Below are 16,318 nucleotides of genomic sequence, written 5' to 3'. Positions count from 1 at the left end.
TGCCATTTCACTATCGAAGTCCAAATTCGCTAAGTCGGATGGAAAATCCTCCAAATGAAGACCTAAAATGAAAAAGAATCCCTGATGACAGTGCCTATTTAAATTCCCCTAAGGAAATCTGGTCTCCGGCATGATAAAAGCACCTGTTATGGCTTGGTCAGTTTTGGAATTGGTCCAAAACGGCAAAGAAATCACGAATAAATTGATAGAATATTTTCTCTGTGGGCAGCAGCTGGCGTTCACTTGGAATAATGATTCCTACCGCACGGGTAATCTGTGGCATGACAGGCAGCCTTACTGTGGAACGCGGCAGGCTGTCAACCAATGTAGATTCCGGAATAAGCGTCAGCCCCAGACCTGCTGAGACCAAACCTTTAATCGTATCAATATCATCGCCTTCAAATGACACTTTAGGCTGAAAGCCATGCTGACTGCAAGCATCATCGAACAATTCACGCAAAACATACCCCTTAGGAAACAAAATGAAGGTTTCATCTTTCAGGTGGTTCAGATTCAATAAAGATTTGTCTGCTAAAGGGTGGGCAGCAGGAACCAAAGCAACCATTTTCTCGGTGAATAAAATATCCCCTTTAACCTTTTTCTCTTTCTTAGGGAGAGGGCCAATCAATGCCATATCGATTTCCCCTTCCGCCACTCCGCTGATTAAATCATGATAAGCACTCTGTTTCAGTTCAAACTTCACATGAGGATAGCGCCCGCGGAAAGCAGATATGATGGAAGGCAGCGTATAAAGTGCCAGACTGCTTGGGAAGCCGAAACGTATTCTGCCACGCTCCGGATCCAGATACTCTTTGACTTGCCGTTTGGCATTATCGATTACCTTTATGGCTTCTTCCATCTGTTCCAAGAATAGTTTGCCGATCGGCGTCAATTTTACGTTCCTTCCTTCACGGATAAACAAATTAACCCCCAGCTCTGATTCAAGGTTGAAAATCTGCCTGCTCACAGCAGATTGTGCCACATGTAAAGCTAAAGCCGCATCTGTTACATGTTCTCTTTTCGCCACTTCAATAAAGTATTTAATCTGCCTTAATTCCATGTGATTTTTACCTCCCTTCTGCCATTCATCTAATTTTGGCATCAATATTATCTAATTTTCATATTGTTTAGATTGATTTACAACTATAAAATGAAAGAATCATACAATTTTTGAATAATTGGAAATTATTGAAGGATTTCATTTGGACTTAAAGGGAGGGCCATTGGCAGTATGACTGCACTAACAGAAATTAATGAGAAGCGAATACAGGCGGAGGATTATGTTCAGGCGGTATTCGAAACAGTCAAAAAGCGCAATCCTAATGAAAGTGAATTTCATCAGGTTGTTAAAGAAGTATTTGATTCACTCGTTCCAGTATTTGAGAAAAACCCCGTATACATGGAGCAAAGTATTCTTGAAAGAATAGCGGAACCTGAAAGAGTGATTACCTTTAGAGTCCCATGGGTGGATGATCAGGGAAAAGTACAGGTGAATCGCGGCTTCCGGGTTCAATTCAATAGTGCAATCGGTCCCTACAAGGGCGGCTTGCGATTCCATCCTTCTGTAAATGCCAGCATCATCAAATTTCTGAGCTTTGAACAAATTTTCAAAAACGCCCTTACAAGCCTGCCGATTGGAGGAGGAAAAGGCGGAGCTGATTTTGATCCTAAGGGGAAATCTGATGGTGAGATTATGAGATTCACCCAAAGCTTCATGCTGGAACTAAGCAGGCATATCGGACCGGATGTAGACGTTCCTGCCGGAGATATTGGAGTCGGCGCCAGGGAAATAGGCTATCTGTTTGGCCAGTATAAAAGAATCCGTGGAGGGTATGAAGCTGGAGTTCTGACAGGGAAAGGAATCGGATATGGAGGAAGCTTAACCCGAACTGAAGCGACAGGTTACGGTACGGTTTACTTTGTTCAGGAAATGCTGAAGGAAATAGGCCTTTCCTTTAAAGGAAGCACTGTCATTGTCTCCGGTTCAGGAAATGTCTCTACCTATGCGATTGAAAAAGCGGCACAGTTAGGCGCGAAGGTTGTGGCCTGCAGCGATTCTGACGGCTATATTTATGATCCAAACGGCATCAGCCTTGATACAGTAAAAAGGCTGAAGGAAGTTGAGAGGGAAAGAATCCGGGAATATGTGAAGGAACATCCCCATGCCCAATACTTTGAGGGATGTTCCGGCATCTGGTCCATCCCCTGTGACATTGCTCTGCCGTGTGCGACACAAAATGAAATTGATGAGGCAGCAGCAGAAATCCTTGTTGCCAATGGAGTTAAAGCCATTGGTGAAGGAGCAAATATGCCATGCACATCCGGGGCCATCAATGAGTTTCTGAGAAACACCGTTCTCTTTGGCCCGGCAAAAGCTGCAAATGCAGGCGGTGTTGCCGTTTCTGCATTAGAAATGGCCCAAAACAGCTCAAGAATATCCTGGACATTTGAAGAAGTGGATGAAAAACTGCAGCAAATTATGATGAATATATACCGGAGCAGCGTCAAAGCTGCCGAGGATTATGGCTATCCAGGCAATCTGGTGGCAGGCGCTAATATCGCAGGTTTTATAAAAGTAGCCGATGCCATGATCGTACAGGGAGTTATATAATAATGAAAAAGGGTGATGCTATTAAGAAAGCATCATCCTTTTCTATTTAGATACACAGTTACCTTCTTATGAACGGAATAATCTTAATCTCTTCTGCAGGCCTTCTAAAACTTTTTCAGGCATTTCCCTGACATTGATATCCTCACCCAGGAAAAGGAGCCAATTGATTATTTCAGTCAGCTCTTCCGAATTATTTACATTTATAAAAGTCTTTAGAATGGCTGTGGTCTGATAAGGATTTGTGTAGGCTATGGAAGCCTTAATAGGATGGTATTTTTTGAACTGGGCAATCGCCTGCGGACCGAGTTCAATGACAAGATTGGTAGTCTCGTCCTGCATGCTGAGTTTTTCTAAAATATTTCTCCTGCTTGTTCTTTTTTTCACAGGATATGGTTCAACATCGATAAGATTATCCACGGGGAATATTTGTCTCTTTTCTTCCTTTAAGTCAAAGGCTTCAACCTTCCAAATGCTTTTTTCACGATAAAGGTGCAAAAGATAAATGGGATAAGGCCTGATTTCTTTCTCTTCTTTTACGGTAATCCATAAGTAGCGGTCCAAAATAAGAGATTCAATGAGTTTTTCCAGCATCGGATGGGGGAGGTCTGACAGGTCAAGCAAATCGGGATTATTAGGGTTGGTCCCTTCAAACAGCAGGATTTGATTTAAGAGAACCAGGTCTTCCTGCTGGGCTTCAGAGATCAGGCCGAGCAGTTTTTCAGCTAAAGACTGACGGCTCTTTAGATAGGGAAGCTGCAGATTTCTTGTAGCCATAAAGGCGATAAACAGAGCTTTGATCTCATTATCGGTAAAGCGGACAGTGGGCAGGACGGAGTTGTTCATGACAAAATAGCCCCCATCCCTTCCGACCTCAGCGACAAGCGGCATCCCCATGGCTTCTATTTCTCGAATATCCCGAATCGCTGTTGAACGGGAAATGTTAAATTCCCGCATGATTTCAGAAATAGTAAAGTGGGCGCGGTTGTTGATATACCGCATCATCACATTAATCCGTTCCACTTTTTTCATTGCGTCCTCCCTAAACAGTATCATTTTTTGACATGATTTAACGTTATTATAAACCTATCAAATGGGCAAATCATTTGAAATGATTAAAAAAAAGGATGGTTTTGAAAATGGCAAATTATACTCTGGAAGAAAAAGAAAGCTTTACCGTATTAGGCATTGGTACTGAATTGAAGAGTGATTACACAGATTATGCAGGCATAAATCAGGAAAAAGCAGACTTCTGGGAGGCAGTCAAACAGGATGGAAGGCTGGACAAATTAAAGGCCCTGGCCACAAATGATTACATTTTTGTCGTAAACGAAGCCGTGAATAACAAGATGATGCATTATGCAGGGGTCATGACAGAGTCCTCTCTGCCGGAAGCAACCAGATTGATCCAGTTTCCTGAAGGAGAATACCTCATTGTGAAAGGGGAAGCCGGCACATCTGAGGAATTGAGCAATATGCTTACGGGGATTGCCTTTGGTCAAGCCCTGCCGGAAGCAACGGATTACGCCTATGTCGGCGGGCCCAATGCCTCGGTTGAAATGGGGCAGCGAAACGGAATGGTCTTCGGTGAGATGTGGATTCCTGTTGTGAAGAAATAGGGGATATAACAAAAGGTGCCTGACCCTCTGCACTTGCAGTTTAGCTGGGTTCAGGCACCTGTATTTAAATGGATGGAAAGCGTATCACAACGGTTGTTCCGTGCCCTAAAGCAGTCTTGAAATGAATGGTCCCTTTATATTTTTCCACTATCTCAAAGCAAATCATCATCCCCAGTCCGGTGCCTTTGCTTTTCAGCGAATAAAAAGGCGTTCCGAGTGAGGCAACTTCTGATTCGGTCATCCCTCTGCCTTGATCGGTAACCTTTATGACAACATATTCTTTCTCCCTTGCAGCCGTGACCTGAACGATATCCCCAAGCTCTGATGCCTCAATCGCATTTTTAATAATATTGATGAGTAATTGCTTAAACTCCAGGCGGTTCACAGCGACATGACAGTTATCCGCAACATTTACTTCAATTCTGTTATCATGCAGCAGCCCATACGAATACAGCAAATCCGCCACACTCTGCAGAACAGCCTTGATTTCCACTGTTTCAGATGCAATCTCTTTTTCCGGTTTCGCAACAGACAGAAATTGAGATATCACCTGCTCAGCTGAATTTAATTCATCAATTATCAGCGAAATCTGTCCTTTTCGACTGGAAGAAAAGGAAGCATCCTGTTCAAATAACTGCAGAAAACCCTTCACCACGGTCAGAGGATTCCTGACCTCATGTGCAACCGCAGCTGCCAGCTGGCCCGTTATCTTCAAGCGCCCAGACTGCTGAATTTGTTCATAATAGAGCTGCTGTTTTTTTATCCGTCCATTCGTTAAGAAAAAAATAAAAAAAACAACTACCTGGCTTGCAAAAAAGTTTATCACATTCCCTATTAAATCCTGCTGTATATAGGCATATTGATGTCCGTGATCAACAGCCGCAATATAGCCAAACAAGAGCACTGAACCCGCACAATTAAGAATCAGCGAAAAATAAAAAATCCTGGAATCAAAAAACAGGATTGAAAGGGCGGGAATCAAACATAGAAAAATAAAGTTCGACCAGGTCTCGGGATATAAAAAGAAAAGCGTATAAAAGTAAACAGACGAAACAACTGTGATTATCACTCTATGTACATACGTATCAACCCTGGGATACAGCAGCAGACAGACCGACAGAATAAGCACCAGCACCAGATTCAAAATATAACCAGCCCCGAAGCCACCCATCCGCGGATTATCTGCCACCAGCCCAAGGATCATTATGGCAATTACAATGAACACTACAATATGATAGATTTTTTTATTGGATTTATTATTAAACTCCTTCATACATACCCCTTTGGTTATCTAAATCGTACCTCTTAAAATATATCATGATTTGGGCTGTCATGGGAAAATAGGATTAATTTGTATCCCATTAACCATAAGGGTGAAACCGCAGCAAAATGAGGGATTATTAAAAGAAGGAAAGTAATGTTTTATCCCGAATAGGTACAAAAATGCTGCTTTTTATAAGGGTCCAAGTGTTATCGATTTAATAATGAGGTGATAGATCAATGGAACAATATTTATATAAATTAAGATTAAAAGCACATTTTTTAGACAGGGAAAGTTGGACGCAAACGGAAGAAGAGATTATCAGCCGCCATTTCGTAAGGCTCAAAGAATATACAGAAGAGGGTAAAGTAATATTGGCAGGACGAACACTGAATGACGATGATACCGGATTTGGAATTGTTATCTTTGAAGCTGAAAATGAAACGAGTGCCGAACAATTCATGAGAGAGGACCCCGCTATTTCTGAGGGCATGATGGAAGGGGAATTATTCCCTTATCGGGTAGCATTGATGCGGGACGGAAAGTCGAGGTAGAAGGTGTAACTATATCAACCTTTCTCAACAATTTTATAACCAAACTGAGGATTATACGCTAGAAAAAAAGCTCCCATCACTCAACATGATTTCTCTTTGGCTGATTATCATGAATTCTAATAAAAAGCCAAAAGGTGCCTGACCGGTTGAGGACGGGCACCTGTCTAATATCACTTGTGAAGTTTCTCTTTGGAATTCTTTATCCTGAATTGCAAAATTACAGCAACCAGCAAGGATATCCATTGCAGAGTGTATAGTATTATAGAATAGTTGGATTTTATAAGATATGCTGTTACAGAAAATATACCGGAAAGGAGGATAAGCAATACAACCATAATGGATATATTACTGTGTTTGCTTTTATTCTTATAAAGTAAAAAAATGATTATTACACTGAATAAAAAAGCATTCATAATTAATGTTTTTTCCATAATTAGTTATCCTCCTTAATCCACGTTTAAATATTTCTGTGAATCATATCTCTTCTTTTATTTGTAGTCATTTCTGGGACCTGCATCCATTACAACCTCTACCATATTGGAAGGCCCCATTCTGAGTTTAGGTCTATACTCAGAATCCGGTGAACTGTAAAGCTCCAATGGACTTACGATTACTCCATCTGGCGTATTATGGAGGATTCCGGGCACACAGGTATAAATGCGGTCATCATTGTTGGCATTTTTAGCTGAAATCGTAACGGAGGTGCCGCTATGATTATCAATACTCATGGACACTTTGTATCTGTAGAAAGAACCCGTTCCATTAGACTGGGCAGAGTAAACGACAGGCACGACTGCCAGGATGTCATTATTCAGCCTCAACTTAATTACTTCTGTCTTCGTTGAACTGTAATCTCTTCTTACATCCCCCATATGTTCAACTGCTCCGTTTGCAAAACTTCTAAGTGGAGGTGTGCCGCTTGCACCAAACATGGCGACATCAATCTGCCTGCCATCCTTTGTATAAACCAGCGCATAGATATCATAATCTGTCCCCGTTTTCCAGGATACCGTTGCGGTAATCTGTGGTGTTTTTTCAATGATCACCGGCTTTTGACCTTTGTCGAGACTGATTGTGCCCTTCACCTTTTCAAGGGTGATCGTGTTTTGAAATTGTTTGTTTTCGGCAGCAGCAGGAAGAGACTGAACGGCCTTAGTTTCAGCAGGCATATTTTCCTCAGTGGAATCCACTTCCACACCGTAATTTTTACATAACCCTTCAAGCCCGGACTCAAATCCGCGCCAGATCGATTTTGCCTTAATTTGACCATTCCTTACATATAATTCTAAAACCACAATCCCATTTTCCTTTGTAAAACTCGATGGCGTTAACTCGATAGTCGCATGACCTGTACATATCTCGGCTTTTAAATTCTTTACATTCGAGAACCCCATGTGATTATCCTCTGTCAGAGTAATCGCTATTTTATGAATGCCTGCAGGGACTTTATTCATATCAAATTGAATAGTATGTACTTTTCTAGTTCCTTTAGTTTCAGCCGGCAATAGGGCTGCTGCACCGGAAGGGCTCTTTGGCTGATTATAAAAAATAATCCCGCTGTCTCCTTGTACCTTATCTGAATCCGTTAAAAGGAAAGCAGTTAAGGAAATATCGATCAAATGAGACATATCATAGCTAACGGTCACATAACCTTTTGGGGAACTTAACACTGTATTCCCCCCCATTTGCAGCATTGAATTCAATTAAACCACTCCTGTTTCTCTATTTTTAAAATCTGCAGATTTTTTATATTAAAATTATAATCTCACTGTAAATTATACCATTTTATTGTAACCATATAGGTGAAAACTACTGTAAATTAAAAAGCAGCCACCATACAGCAGCTGCTTCAAAAAGGGGAAACAAAAGAACCGTCCCTATGTTCCGAACGCGTCAAGCTATACTGGCATAGATTGATTAGATAAAACAGCACTATACTTTGGAGGGAAGAGAATGGACCCTATGTATGCCTACCGGGTAAATCCGCAAACAACACAGAATGGCCCTATGCAAGTGATTGCCATAGAACCCTTTGTTTATGAAGCGCTGCGCAGTTTAAAAGGAAAAAGAGCCGTCCTTGATACCACACGCGGTTCAGTCAGCGGAATGGTTGTTGATGCTAAGCCTGATCATGTTGTCATTCAGGAATACGATTCTACATTTTTTGTTCGTATTCGTGAAATCGTCTGGATAATGCCTGAATCCTAACCTGCCCATGTTTTCATTAACTCCAGCCTAAAATCTATTAAACAGCGACAATCACATAAGCATTTTTAATAGATAGCCCGCGAATGTACTGTTTGTGTTCAGGCATGGTTCCGGCTATCACTACATATCCTTTCCCATTATTAAAGTTTCGGATAAACGACAGTTCCATCTTCTTCAATGATTGGCATGGCTCCCCACTTCCCCAATTCATGAGGAATGATCTTCGGATTTCCCTTAGCATCAGGAATGAGATGGCGCACATCCCATCCATTTGCCTTCAGCCAGTTGCTGATGAGAAGGCGATGGCATCTTGCCGGATGATATTCTGAACACATATAGACGAGCGTCGTTTCTGCAGCCAGTTCCTTGAGCTGCTCCAAAGCATACTGAAAATCATCCGTCAGTGTATAATCCGCATAATTGTGAAACGAGCGGTTATTCCATCCTTCGTTCAATTGCTCCCCTACCTGGCCAGACATTCTCCTTCTCCCGCCAAGACCGGGAAAATGGCGATAATGAATCCCCGCTTCTTTCAGCCACTGGACCATGTTTTCTTTTTTAAAGTGTGAATTCCTGCGGCTTGCAGGAAATGCCCGGACATCTGCCACAAAGTTAATTTCAGCTGCTCCCAGCAGCTTTAAAAATTGTTCGATCGAATGGTTATAATGTCCAATCGTATAGACTTTCATGATTATCTTCCCCTTAAAACAAAGACTCTGTTGTTCAGGTTCATGTATCCTTTATGCTGAGTGCTACGTGCATGCTGCTTCAGCCATATTTCTTCTGATGCTCTTTTTTTCGCTTAAGATAATCCTGATCCTCCCGCGCGAGCTTCCACTTCTCCATAAAGATGGATGCCGATTCTGCCTTCTCCGGATCATTCTGCCTTTCATTTACCTTGCCATTCTCATCATATTTCTTCCCGCCTTTGTAATTCGTATAGCGGCGGGCTCTTGTATACCCCATCTGCAGAAATTTCCTCGCCATGTCCATCCCGACAAAATCTTCTTGCTCCTTATAATTGAGAAACATCTGATAGATTTTATCGGATGACTCCTCAGCAATTTCCGGAGTCTTAAATCGCCAATGCTCCAGGATCTCGCTCTTATAAGGCTCCACCAGCAGCACCCCCTGTTCTCCCCTGCCAACCCTATACAGTTCAGGATTCTTGCGGAAATCTATGTTATCAAAGTCCAAGTCGTAGTCGAAAGCCATATCTGTCATCCTTTTTATATTGGGTTTACCCTTGGCGGCCTTTTTGTATGCAGAGTATAGTTATTTAGTGCTTTCGGGAAGCAATGGAGTGGTACTGGTGTTCATTGTACTCATAAAAATGGGCTTTTTTGACGAAAAGTTTTATTGACAATTCAGCTATTTAGTCATACTATATACTAGTAATAAGTAACACAGAATACCGGTAAAATGGAGATGAAAAATTTGGAAAACATCACAGAAATGCTGAAAGGGGTGCTTGAGGGTTGTGTGCTTGAGATCATCAGCCGCGGGGAAACTTATGGCTATGAAATCACGCAACAGCTGCGGGAACTTGGATTCACTGATGTGGTTGAAGGCACAGTTTATACAATCACCATGCGACTTGAGAAAAACAATCTGGTGAACATCGAGAAAAAGCCATCCACTATGGGACCGCCGAGAAAATTTTACACACTTAACGCAGCAGGTCAAGAGCACCTTGAAACTTTTTGGAAAAAATGGGATTTCGTCTCAAGCAAAATTAACGAACTCAAAACAAAAATAAAATCAAAAGGAGAAGTAATATGATGAGTATTTTTGAAAAAATCTTTGGCGATTTTAGCGAAAAGAAAGCATGGCGTGAAATGGAAAACCGTGCAAAATCCTTACCAGAAGACTACTGCATAGCCTACAAAGCAATGCAAAAATATCTCTGGAACACTGGCAGCGTGGTGGATTGGCAAGAAACAAAATTCGTCTTTAATCACATCATCGACCTTCTTGAAGAAGCCGCAGCCGATGGCAAGCCCGTTAAAGAAGTTACTGGCAATGATGTAGCAGCCTTCTGTGATGATCTTGCCAGTGATGCAAAATCATGGGTTGATAAGCAACGGCAAAAACTCAACGATGCGATTAAATAATACAACTGTACTGAATAGCTTAGTATCTTAAAGGAGACTACAATGAACTTTTTAGAAAAAATAACCGGTAGCGATATGACTAAAGCCATGAAAGATTTTGAAGCACGAGCAAAAGTCTTGCCAGCTGAATATCAAACTGCTTGGCAAGAAATTAAAATTAAACTCTGGATTCACGGAGATTTCACCGGCCGTAATCTGATGCCCATCCTTGACAGTACTCTTGAATTGCTTGAAGTTACAGCAGCAGACGGCCAGAGCATCGAAGAAGTACTAGGAGATGATATCAACGGCTTCTGTGAAGCGCTTGTTGGTAACGAAGGCGCAAAATCCTATAGAGATAAATGGCGTGACCAGCTCAACAAGAACGTCGCAAGAAAATTAGGAGGACTGAAATGAGCATCAAAAAAATCATTGAAGGCAAAAAAGAATGGAAAGCCCATGTTTCACGTGTCAAAGCGCTTCCACAAGATTACCAAATTGTCTATAAAGAGATCCAAAAATATCTCTTCAAAGTCGGTCCTGTTGAGCTAAACAATGGTATCGGACTGCTTTCTGACATTCTCAGCTTCTTTGAAGAAGGAGCAGCAGCTGGAAAAGGTGTGCTTGAAGTCACAGGAACAGACGTTGCTGCTTTCTGCGATGCACTTATTGAAGACTCAAAAACTTATGCTGATCTCTATCAAGAATCGATCAATCAAAAAGTCGATAAGGCTATGAAAAAATAGAAGGAATTTAATAAGCATGTCATCTCTTTCCTCCTTCCATTAAACAGATACGAATAAATTGAGTTGTTCGAAGCAAGTGCGGCAGAAGACAGACAGCTCCTGGACAGCACCAGGTTCGACTTGACGTCCTTTGCCTGCGAACCAGTGGCAAACGCTAATAACTTTGCCGGCAAGTATCGTGAAGATTTGAATGAGATCGATTTGAAAAAAGGCAACTTCAATAGATAGTTCGACTGAATAGCTGGTTACAAGTATGAATGTGCCACCTTCACTATTCAGTTATATTTTTACTCCAGTACTAAGTAATACAGATTATCAGTCAGACTAAGTAGCCGGTATTTTAGGCAATCAAGCTCCATCACTTTTATAAGGAGGAAAAAAGTATGAGTAATGCAGCGATTTCTGTAAAAGGGTTGAAAAAATCCTATAAAGACAAGGAAGTCTTAAAGGGGGTAGATTTTGAGGTGCGGCGTGGCGAAATTTTCGCACTGCTGGGCTCAAATGGAGCAGGCAAGACAACGACGGTCAACATCCTCTCGACGCTGATGAAGCCCGATGGCGGCGAAGCAGCTATTTGCGGCTTTGACTCCCAGCGTCAACCGGATCATGTTCGCCAGAGCATCAGCCTGACAGGACAATTCGCAGCCTTAGACGGCATGCTTACAGGAAGAGAAAATCTGATGATGATCGCCAAGCTTCGCGGAGTTTCCAATCCCGCTCAAGTCGCCGACAATCTGCTTGCCAAATTCAGCCTTACCGATGCGGCCAACCGCCGGGCGGACCAATATTCCGGCGGGATGAAGCGCCGGATTGACATTGCCATGAGCCTGATCGGGACGCCAGAAGTTATTTTTCTCGATGAACCGACGACAGGACTTGACCCCGAAGCGCGGATTGAAGTCTGGAATACCATAAAGGAACTTGCTGGAAGCGGCACGACCATCCTGCTGACGACCCAGTACTTGGAGGAAGCCGAACAACTGGCGGACCGTATCGCCATCCTGCATGGCGGAAAAATCATTACAACCGGTACCCTTTCCGAACTTAAAGAGATGTTCCCGCCAGCGAAAGTGGAGTATATCGAGAAGCAGCCGACATTGGAGGAAATTTTCCTCGCGATCATCGGCAAAAAGGAGGAGAAATAAATGAAAAACAAAACAGGGGTATTACTTGGACGCTTAATGTGCAACATCCTGCGCAGCCCGGATACGATTATCACGGTGGCAATTACGCCGATTATGATGATGCTGCTGTTTGTTTATGTATTTGGCGGATCCATAGAAACGGGCACGGACAACTACGTCAATTATTTATTGCCGGGAATCTTGCTAATGGCTATCGCATCCGGCGTCGCTTACACTACATTGCGGCTGTTTAACGATGTAAAGAGCGGGCTGATGGCTCGATTCATTACCATGCCTATCAAGCGTTCATCGGTATTGTGGGCTCACGTGTTGACTTCGCTTGTTTCCAATGCCATTACTGTCGTGGTGGTTATCCTTGTTGCCCTCTTGATGGGCTTCCGTTCCAGCGCTGATATCCTGGATTGGCTTGCCGTAGCCGGGATACTCGGGCTGTTTACGCTGGCACTGACATGGATTGCAGTCATTCCTGGATTGAAAGCAAAATCTATGGAAGGGGCGACAGCCTACTCGTACCCGCTGATTTTCCTGCCATTTATCAGTTCGGCCTTTGTCCCTACCGAAACCATGCCTAAAATTGTTCGTGTGTTTGCTGAGAACCAGCCCGTGACTTCAATCGTGAATGCGATTCGTACCCTCTTGTATGAAGGGTCTGTTGGCAGCGATATCTGGATTGCGCTTTCCTGGTGCATCGGCATCATGGTCATCGCTTACTTCTTCGCCACTAAAGCATTTAAACGCCAGTTAGGGTAAGTACACAATTAGGGGCTTAGCCATATCAAAGTCACAAGCTGCCAGGTAAGGACTACCGCCTCTTTACGTTTTCTGACTTATGATGTGTGTAACCCCTGCCTGCTTTAACCCAAGTCCCTGACCCCTTGTACTTTAAAGCGATAGTATAGTTGGGGTCAGGTACTTGTATTAGGACACCCCCTTACTTTACAAAATTTGGATTGTGCACTTTTTTACTTTTGTAAGATTCACTGGACTTTTATCTTTTCTTCGGCCATTGATATTGTTATGGTGTCACTGCAGAGGAAGCAGCTGCTTGGTCGGCCTTTACACAATCAATTGCAACAACGAGGGCAACCATGATGGCTTCCATTTCTTCATCTAAAATTTGAACCTTGTAGCTGTCGCCCCAAGTAAACCATTCCTTGTTCACTTTCCCAATAGCTTTGCCATGCTGTATTACCTGAAAATCCATGTCCCACCAATTACCATGTACTTCAATGCCTGCCCCATCAATCGTATAGCGTGCTTTTAAGAAGGATAACTCCTTCTTAATCGTCAGCACCTCTCGACCATTTACCTCAACAAAAAATTTCGGTAAAAAGCTAAACACCTTTTTCGTAATGAGGGCTATTTCATCTCTTGCTGTATTCATAATGGAAAATGTCTTTGGAATTTGCATAAAACTTCCCTCTATATAATATACATCGTTCTCCTGCTGGTCCTTTACTGTAAATTTGCCACTAAGACTAAACACCTTCTGCTTTATATAAAGTTGCCTCACATTATGACCCCCTTTTTATATAGCATATTACAAATTAGTATAATCTTGTTCTAACCGTTATGAAACATCAAGGAAGACCACCATGTAACTAATCGGATTCACTTTGCATTCATTGTAAAGAATCCTAAAGTTCAAGCTTACTTTAAAAATGAATACAATTGATATCCCATATAAATAGCCATAGCCCATATAATAAGAGCGGAAACTTGATTCATATATTTTAAGAACTTACCATTTTTATCAAATTGGCCAATCTTCCTTCCAGAAATCGCTAAGGAAAAGAACCAGATCCAAGAAATCATTATACAAGCCACGGTAAACACCCATTTCTCATATCCTGTATAAGCCAATGAACTAGTTCCTATAACTCCAATAGTATCCATAATAGCATGAGGATTAAGTAATGAGACAGAAGCAGCAAAAGTAACCTGACGACGTGCAGAAAAACGGTTTTGTTCTTGATTAGCGTTTATTTCGGATGTGTTTTTCCAGATGATCCAACCCATATAGGCTAAGAAAAAGAATCCTACTAAAAATAACAAAATCTTTATCCATTCAAAACTAAAAACAATAATGGATACCCCGGCAACAGCCAAATAAATCAGTATTGTATCACAAACCCCTGCTGTAATAATTGCAGGTAGAGCATTGGTGAATTTGTTGTGTGCCGCTCCTTGATTAAATACAAATACATTTTGAACTCCTAAAGGTAAGATTAATCCAAATGCCAATACCATTCCATGAAATAATGGTTCCACTATGATTCCCCCTATTCCTATACAGAATAGCTAAGGACCATTCATATGTCTCCAACCAATTGGATGGGAGTCTATCCAACCATTTGGTATAATTTTAAAAAATTGATTGGAGATAGCCTATGTCTGAATTAGATTGGAAGCCAGAAAAAAATTCAATCGTTCCTTTACATCAGCAAATATATGATTTTATGAAAAACAAAATAATGAACGGTGAATGGACAATAGGCACTAAAATACCACCACAAAGAAATTTAGCAAAAGGATTTCAAGTGAATCGCAGTACCATTGTAACTGCACTTGAAGAACTGGCTGCCGATGGATTAATTGAGTCTAAGGTTGGAAGCGGTACTAAGGTGATTAACAATACCTGGAGCCTGCTTGCTTCCACTCCTCCTCCAGATTGGATAAGTTATGTAAAATCCGGTATACATAAACCAAATATAACGATCATCCAAGAAATTAATAAATCAGAAGCAGACCCTGCTATGATTAGGCTTGGAACAGGAGAACTTTCACCAGATCTATTGCCCAACAAAAAGATGGGACAAGTACTGCAAATAGATACTGAGCAGTCTTTATCGCTTGGATACATGGAGCCTAAAGGAAGCCTATCTTTACGTAAAACCGTTAGTGCATATTTAAGAACAAAGGGAATTGAAGCTTCCCCCGAATCAATCTTAATTGTTTCTGGAGGGCTCCAGGCACTGCAATTGATTTCAATTGGATTATTAAAAAGAGGATCCACAATACTTCATGAATCACCATCCTATTTAAACTCCGTACACGTTTTTCAATCGGCTGGAATGAATTTATTGGGTATACCACTTGATAAAGAAGGAATTAAAAGTGACTCTATTGGACGCATGAAGCGACAGCATCACGCGGCTTTACTCTATACGATACCCACTTTTCACAATCCAACAGGCACATTAATGTCTGAAAAAAGGCGGGTTGAATTAATAAAGGTTTGTCAAAGGGAGTCTATACCTATCATTGAGGATGATGTTTATGGTGATTTATGGTTTGAAAACCCTCCGCCAAATCCTTTGAGAGCTAATGACACACAAGGAAATGTCCTGTATATAGGTAGCATGTCCAAAACATTGAGCCCCGGTTTGCGAATCGGTTGGATTGTGGGACCTGAACCTGTCATCGAACGTTTAGCAGATATAAAAATGCAAACAGATTACGGGTCAAGTTCCTTATCACAATATGCTGTAGACAAATGGCTTAGTAGTGGTATGTACGAGGATTTCTTAAAGGAAACGAAAGAGGAATTACGATCCAGAAGGGATTTCACCATTCAAATTTTAGAGAAATATTTTTCCGAGATAGCAACATGGAACACCCCAAAAGGTGGATTTTATATCTGGCTTAAATTACTGACAAGTGTTTCTATCCGAAAGCTATTTAACGCAGCCCTTCGAGAAGGAATTTTATTAAATCCAGGTAGTGTGTATGATAATAATGATGAACAGCATCTTCGTATTTCCTATTCATATGCATCAATGGATCAACTAGAAAAGGGGCTGGTTTATTTAGCACACCTTATTAAGAATTCTTCTATGAATTAAATTTTATTGAGGATACCGCGTAATAACGGTATCCTTATTTAAAAAAGTCAATATAATGAGTGCTTATCTAGGCCATTTTTGTTATACCCCTATTTATGGTACGGTTCCCCGTAACGAGTCTAAATGAGGTTTCACCAAACCTGTAAATAGGTCAAAAAAACTTATTGGCTTTAATAAATATGGAATGCCTTTTATATTTTTATAACGCTTTTGTTTTCCTTCTAGTTCGTATTAGCTTT

The 16,318-nt window shown here is 41.5% G+C and carries 20 protein-coding genes; 12 read left to right on the top strand and 8 right to left on the bottom strand.

The features are described 5' to 3' along the window. Positions 1 to 157: 157 nt before the first annotated feature. Positions 158 to 1,060 (bottom strand): glutamate biosynthesis transcriptional regulator GltC, encoded by a 903-nt coding sequence (gene gltC / locus AC3WTL_RS19215; RefSeq protein WP_163140350.1) that lies wholly within the window; start codon positions 1,058 to 1,060, stop codon positions 158 to 160. 171 nt (positions 1,061 to 1,231) lie between these two features. Here gltC and gdhA point away from each other — a divergent pair, with 171 nt between their 5' ends. Next, positions 1,232 to 2,611 carry an NADP-specific glutamate dehydrogenase gene (gene gdhA, locus AC3WTL_RS19210; protein WP_492369885.1) on the top strand — a complete coding sequence of 460 codons (1,380 nt, stop codon included), beginning with the start codon at positions 1,232 to 1,234 and terminating at the stop codon, positions 2,609 to 2,611. A gap of 66 nt (positions 2,612 to 2,677) precedes the next feature. Here gdhA and AC3WTL_RS19205 read toward each other — a convergent pair whose 3' ends face one another. Continuing rightward, positions 2,678 to 3,640: a helix-turn-helix transcriptional regulator gene (locus AC3WTL_RS19205; RefSeq protein ID WP_163140348.1), complete on the bottom strand. Its 963-nt coding sequence runs from the start codon at positions 3,638 to 3,640 to the stop codon at positions 2,678 to 2,680. Between the two features lie 107 nt (positions 3,641 to 3,747). Here AC3WTL_RS19205 and AC3WTL_RS19200 point away from each other — a divergent pair, with 107 nt between their 5' ends. After that, the gene (locus AC3WTL_RS19200) at positions 3,748 to 4,227 is read left to right on the top strand and encodes a GyrI-like domain-containing protein (RefSeq protein WP_248350170.1); all 480 of its coding nucleotides are present in this window, start codon (positions 3,748 to 3,750) and stop codon (positions 4,225 to 4,227) included. Positions 4,228 to 4,291: 64 nt separating this feature from the next. On the opposite strand, the gene AC3WTL_RS19195 is transcribed toward AC3WTL_RS19200, so the two are convergent. Beyond that, positions 4,292 to 5,500 (bottom strand): ATP-binding protein, encoded by a 1,209-nt coding sequence (locus tag AC3WTL_RS19195; protein ID WP_492369884.1) that lies wholly within the window; start codon positions 5,498 to 5,500, stop codon positions 4,292 to 4,294. A 227-nt stretch (positions 5,501 to 5,727) separates the two neighbouring features. Here AC3WTL_RS19195 and AC3WTL_RS19190 point away from each other — a divergent pair, with 227 nt between their 5' ends. Then, positions 5,728 to 6,042: a YciI family protein gene (locus AC3WTL_RS19190; RefSeq protein WP_248350174.1), complete on the top strand. Its 315-nt coding sequence runs from the start codon at positions 5,728 to 5,730 to the stop codon at positions 6,040 to 6,042. Between the two features lie 488 nt (positions 6,043 to 6,530). Here AC3WTL_RS19190 and AC3WTL_RS19185 read toward each other — a convergent pair whose 3' ends face one another. After that, positions 6,531 to 7,745, bottom strand: a complete 1,215-nt coding sequence (locus AC3WTL_RS19185; RefSeq protein ID WP_252220479.1) for a TerD family protein — start codon at positions 7,743 to 7,745, stop codon at positions 6,531 to 6,533. Between the two features lie 250 nt (positions 7,746 to 7,995). Between AC3WTL_RS19185 and AC3WTL_RS19180 the strand changes: the two genes are divergently transcribed. Next, a complete protein-coding gene (locus AC3WTL_RS19180; RefSeq protein WP_082138999.1) occupies positions 7,996 to 8,250 on the top strand; it encodes a YuzF family protein in 255 nt (84 codons plus the stop codon). Between the two features lie 140 nt (positions 8,251 to 8,390). On the opposite strand, the gene AC3WTL_RS19175 is transcribed toward AC3WTL_RS19180, so the two are convergent. Together AC3WTL_RS19175 and AC3WTL_RS19170 are read right to left on the bottom strand one after the other, a co-directional pair. Next, positions 8,391 to 8,939, bottom strand: a complete 549-nt coding sequence (locus AC3WTL_RS19175; RefSeq protein ID WP_252220481.1) for a DUF488 domain-containing protein — start codon at positions 8,937 to 8,939, stop codon at positions 8,391 to 8,393. A 79-nt stretch (positions 8,940 to 9,018) separates the two neighbouring features. Further along, positions 9,019 to 9,465 (bottom strand): DUF4385 domain-containing protein, encoded by a 447-nt coding sequence (locus AC3WTL_RS19170; protein WP_252220483.1) that lies wholly within the window; start codon positions 9,463 to 9,465, stop codon positions 9,019 to 9,021. A 222-nt stretch (positions 9,466 to 9,687) separates the two neighbouring features. On the opposite strand from AC3WTL_RS19170, the gene AC3WTL_RS19165 reads away from it, so the two are divergent. The 7 genes from AC3WTL_RS19165 (at position 9,688) to AC3WTL_RS19135 (ending at position 12,984) form a co-directional block, all read left to right on the top strand. Next, positions 9,688 to 10,032, top strand: a complete 345-nt coding sequence (locus tag AC3WTL_RS19165; RefSeq protein ID WP_163140337.1) for a PadR family transcriptional regulator — start codon at positions 9,688 to 9,690, stop codon at positions 10,030 to 10,032. Continuing rightward, a complete protein-coding gene (locus tag AC3WTL_RS19160; protein WP_319003796.1) occupies positions 10,029 to 10,364 on the top strand; it encodes a DUF1048 domain-containing protein in 336 nt (111 codons plus the stop codon). The genes AC3WTL_RS19165 and AC3WTL_RS19160 overlap by 4 nt, the downstream gene beginning before the upstream one ends. A 42-nt stretch (positions 10,365 to 10,406) precedes the next feature. After that, positions 10,407 to 10,760 carry a DUF1048 domain-containing protein gene (locus tag AC3WTL_RS19155; protein ID WP_252220485.1) on the top strand — a complete coding sequence of 118 codons (354 nt, stop codon included), beginning with the start codon at positions 10,407 to 10,409 and terminating at the stop codon, positions 10,758 to 10,760. Further along, entirely contained in the window at positions 10,757 to 11,089 is a 333-nt protein-coding gene (locus AC3WTL_RS19150) for a DUF1048 domain-containing protein (protein WP_163140333.1), read from the top strand. The genes AC3WTL_RS19155 and AC3WTL_RS19150 overlap by 4 nt, the downstream gene beginning before the upstream one ends. 63 nt (positions 11,090 to 11,152) lie before the next feature. Continuing rightward, entirely contained in the window at positions 11,153 to 11,317 is a 165-nt protein-coding gene (locus AC3WTL_RS19145) for a hypothetical protein (protein WP_413227252.1), read from the top strand. Between the two features lie 155 nt (positions 11,318 to 11,472). Continuing rightward, positions 11,473 to 12,234, top strand: a complete 762-nt coding sequence (locus tag AC3WTL_RS19140) for an ABC transporter ATP-binding protein (RefSeq protein ID WP_492369883.1) — start codon at positions 11,473 to 11,475, stop codon at positions 12,232 to 12,234. Beyond that, positions 12,235 to 12,984 carry an ABC transporter permease gene (locus AC3WTL_RS19135; RefSeq protein ID WP_252220489.1) on the top strand — a complete coding sequence of 250 codons (750 nt, stop codon included), beginning with the start codon at positions 12,235 to 12,237 and terminating at the stop codon, positions 12,982 to 12,984. Between the two features lie 265 nt (positions 12,985 to 13,249). Here the strand turns inward: AC3WTL_RS19135 and AC3WTL_RS19130 are convergent, their stop codons facing one another. Both AC3WTL_RS19130 and AC3WTL_RS19125 read right to left on the bottom strand, forming a co-directional pair. After that, positions 13,250 to 13,747 carry an LURP-one-related/scramblase family protein gene (locus AC3WTL_RS19130; RefSeq protein ID WP_197217304.1) on the bottom strand — a complete coding sequence of 166 codons (498 nt, stop codon included), beginning with the start codon at positions 13,745 to 13,747 and terminating at the stop codon, positions 13,250 to 13,252. Between the two features lie 137 nt (positions 13,748 to 13,884). Further along, the gene (locus tag AC3WTL_RS19125; RefSeq protein WP_492369882.1) at positions 13,885 to 14,505 is read right to left on the bottom strand and encodes a LysE/ArgO family amino acid transporter; all 621 of its coding nucleotides are present in this window, start codon (positions 14,503 to 14,505) and stop codon (positions 13,885 to 13,887) included. Between the two features lie 119 nt (positions 14,506 to 14,624). Between AC3WTL_RS19125 and pdxR the strand changes: the two genes are divergently transcribed. Continuing rightward, the gene (gene pdxR / locus AC3WTL_RS19120; RefSeq protein WP_492369881.1) at positions 14,625 to 16,079 is read left to right on the top strand and encodes a MocR-like pyridoxine biosynthesis transcription factor PdxR; all 1,455 of its coding nucleotides are present in this window, start codon (positions 14,625 to 14,627) and stop codon (positions 16,077 to 16,079) included. Positions 16,080 to 16,318 lie beyond the last annotated feature (239 nt).

The organism is Cytobacillus sp. EB106-05-05-XG126 (genome assembly GCF_058791715.1).
Note: the sequence above shows the minus strand (reverse complement) of the source record. Positions and strands in the feature narration are given on the sequence as shown.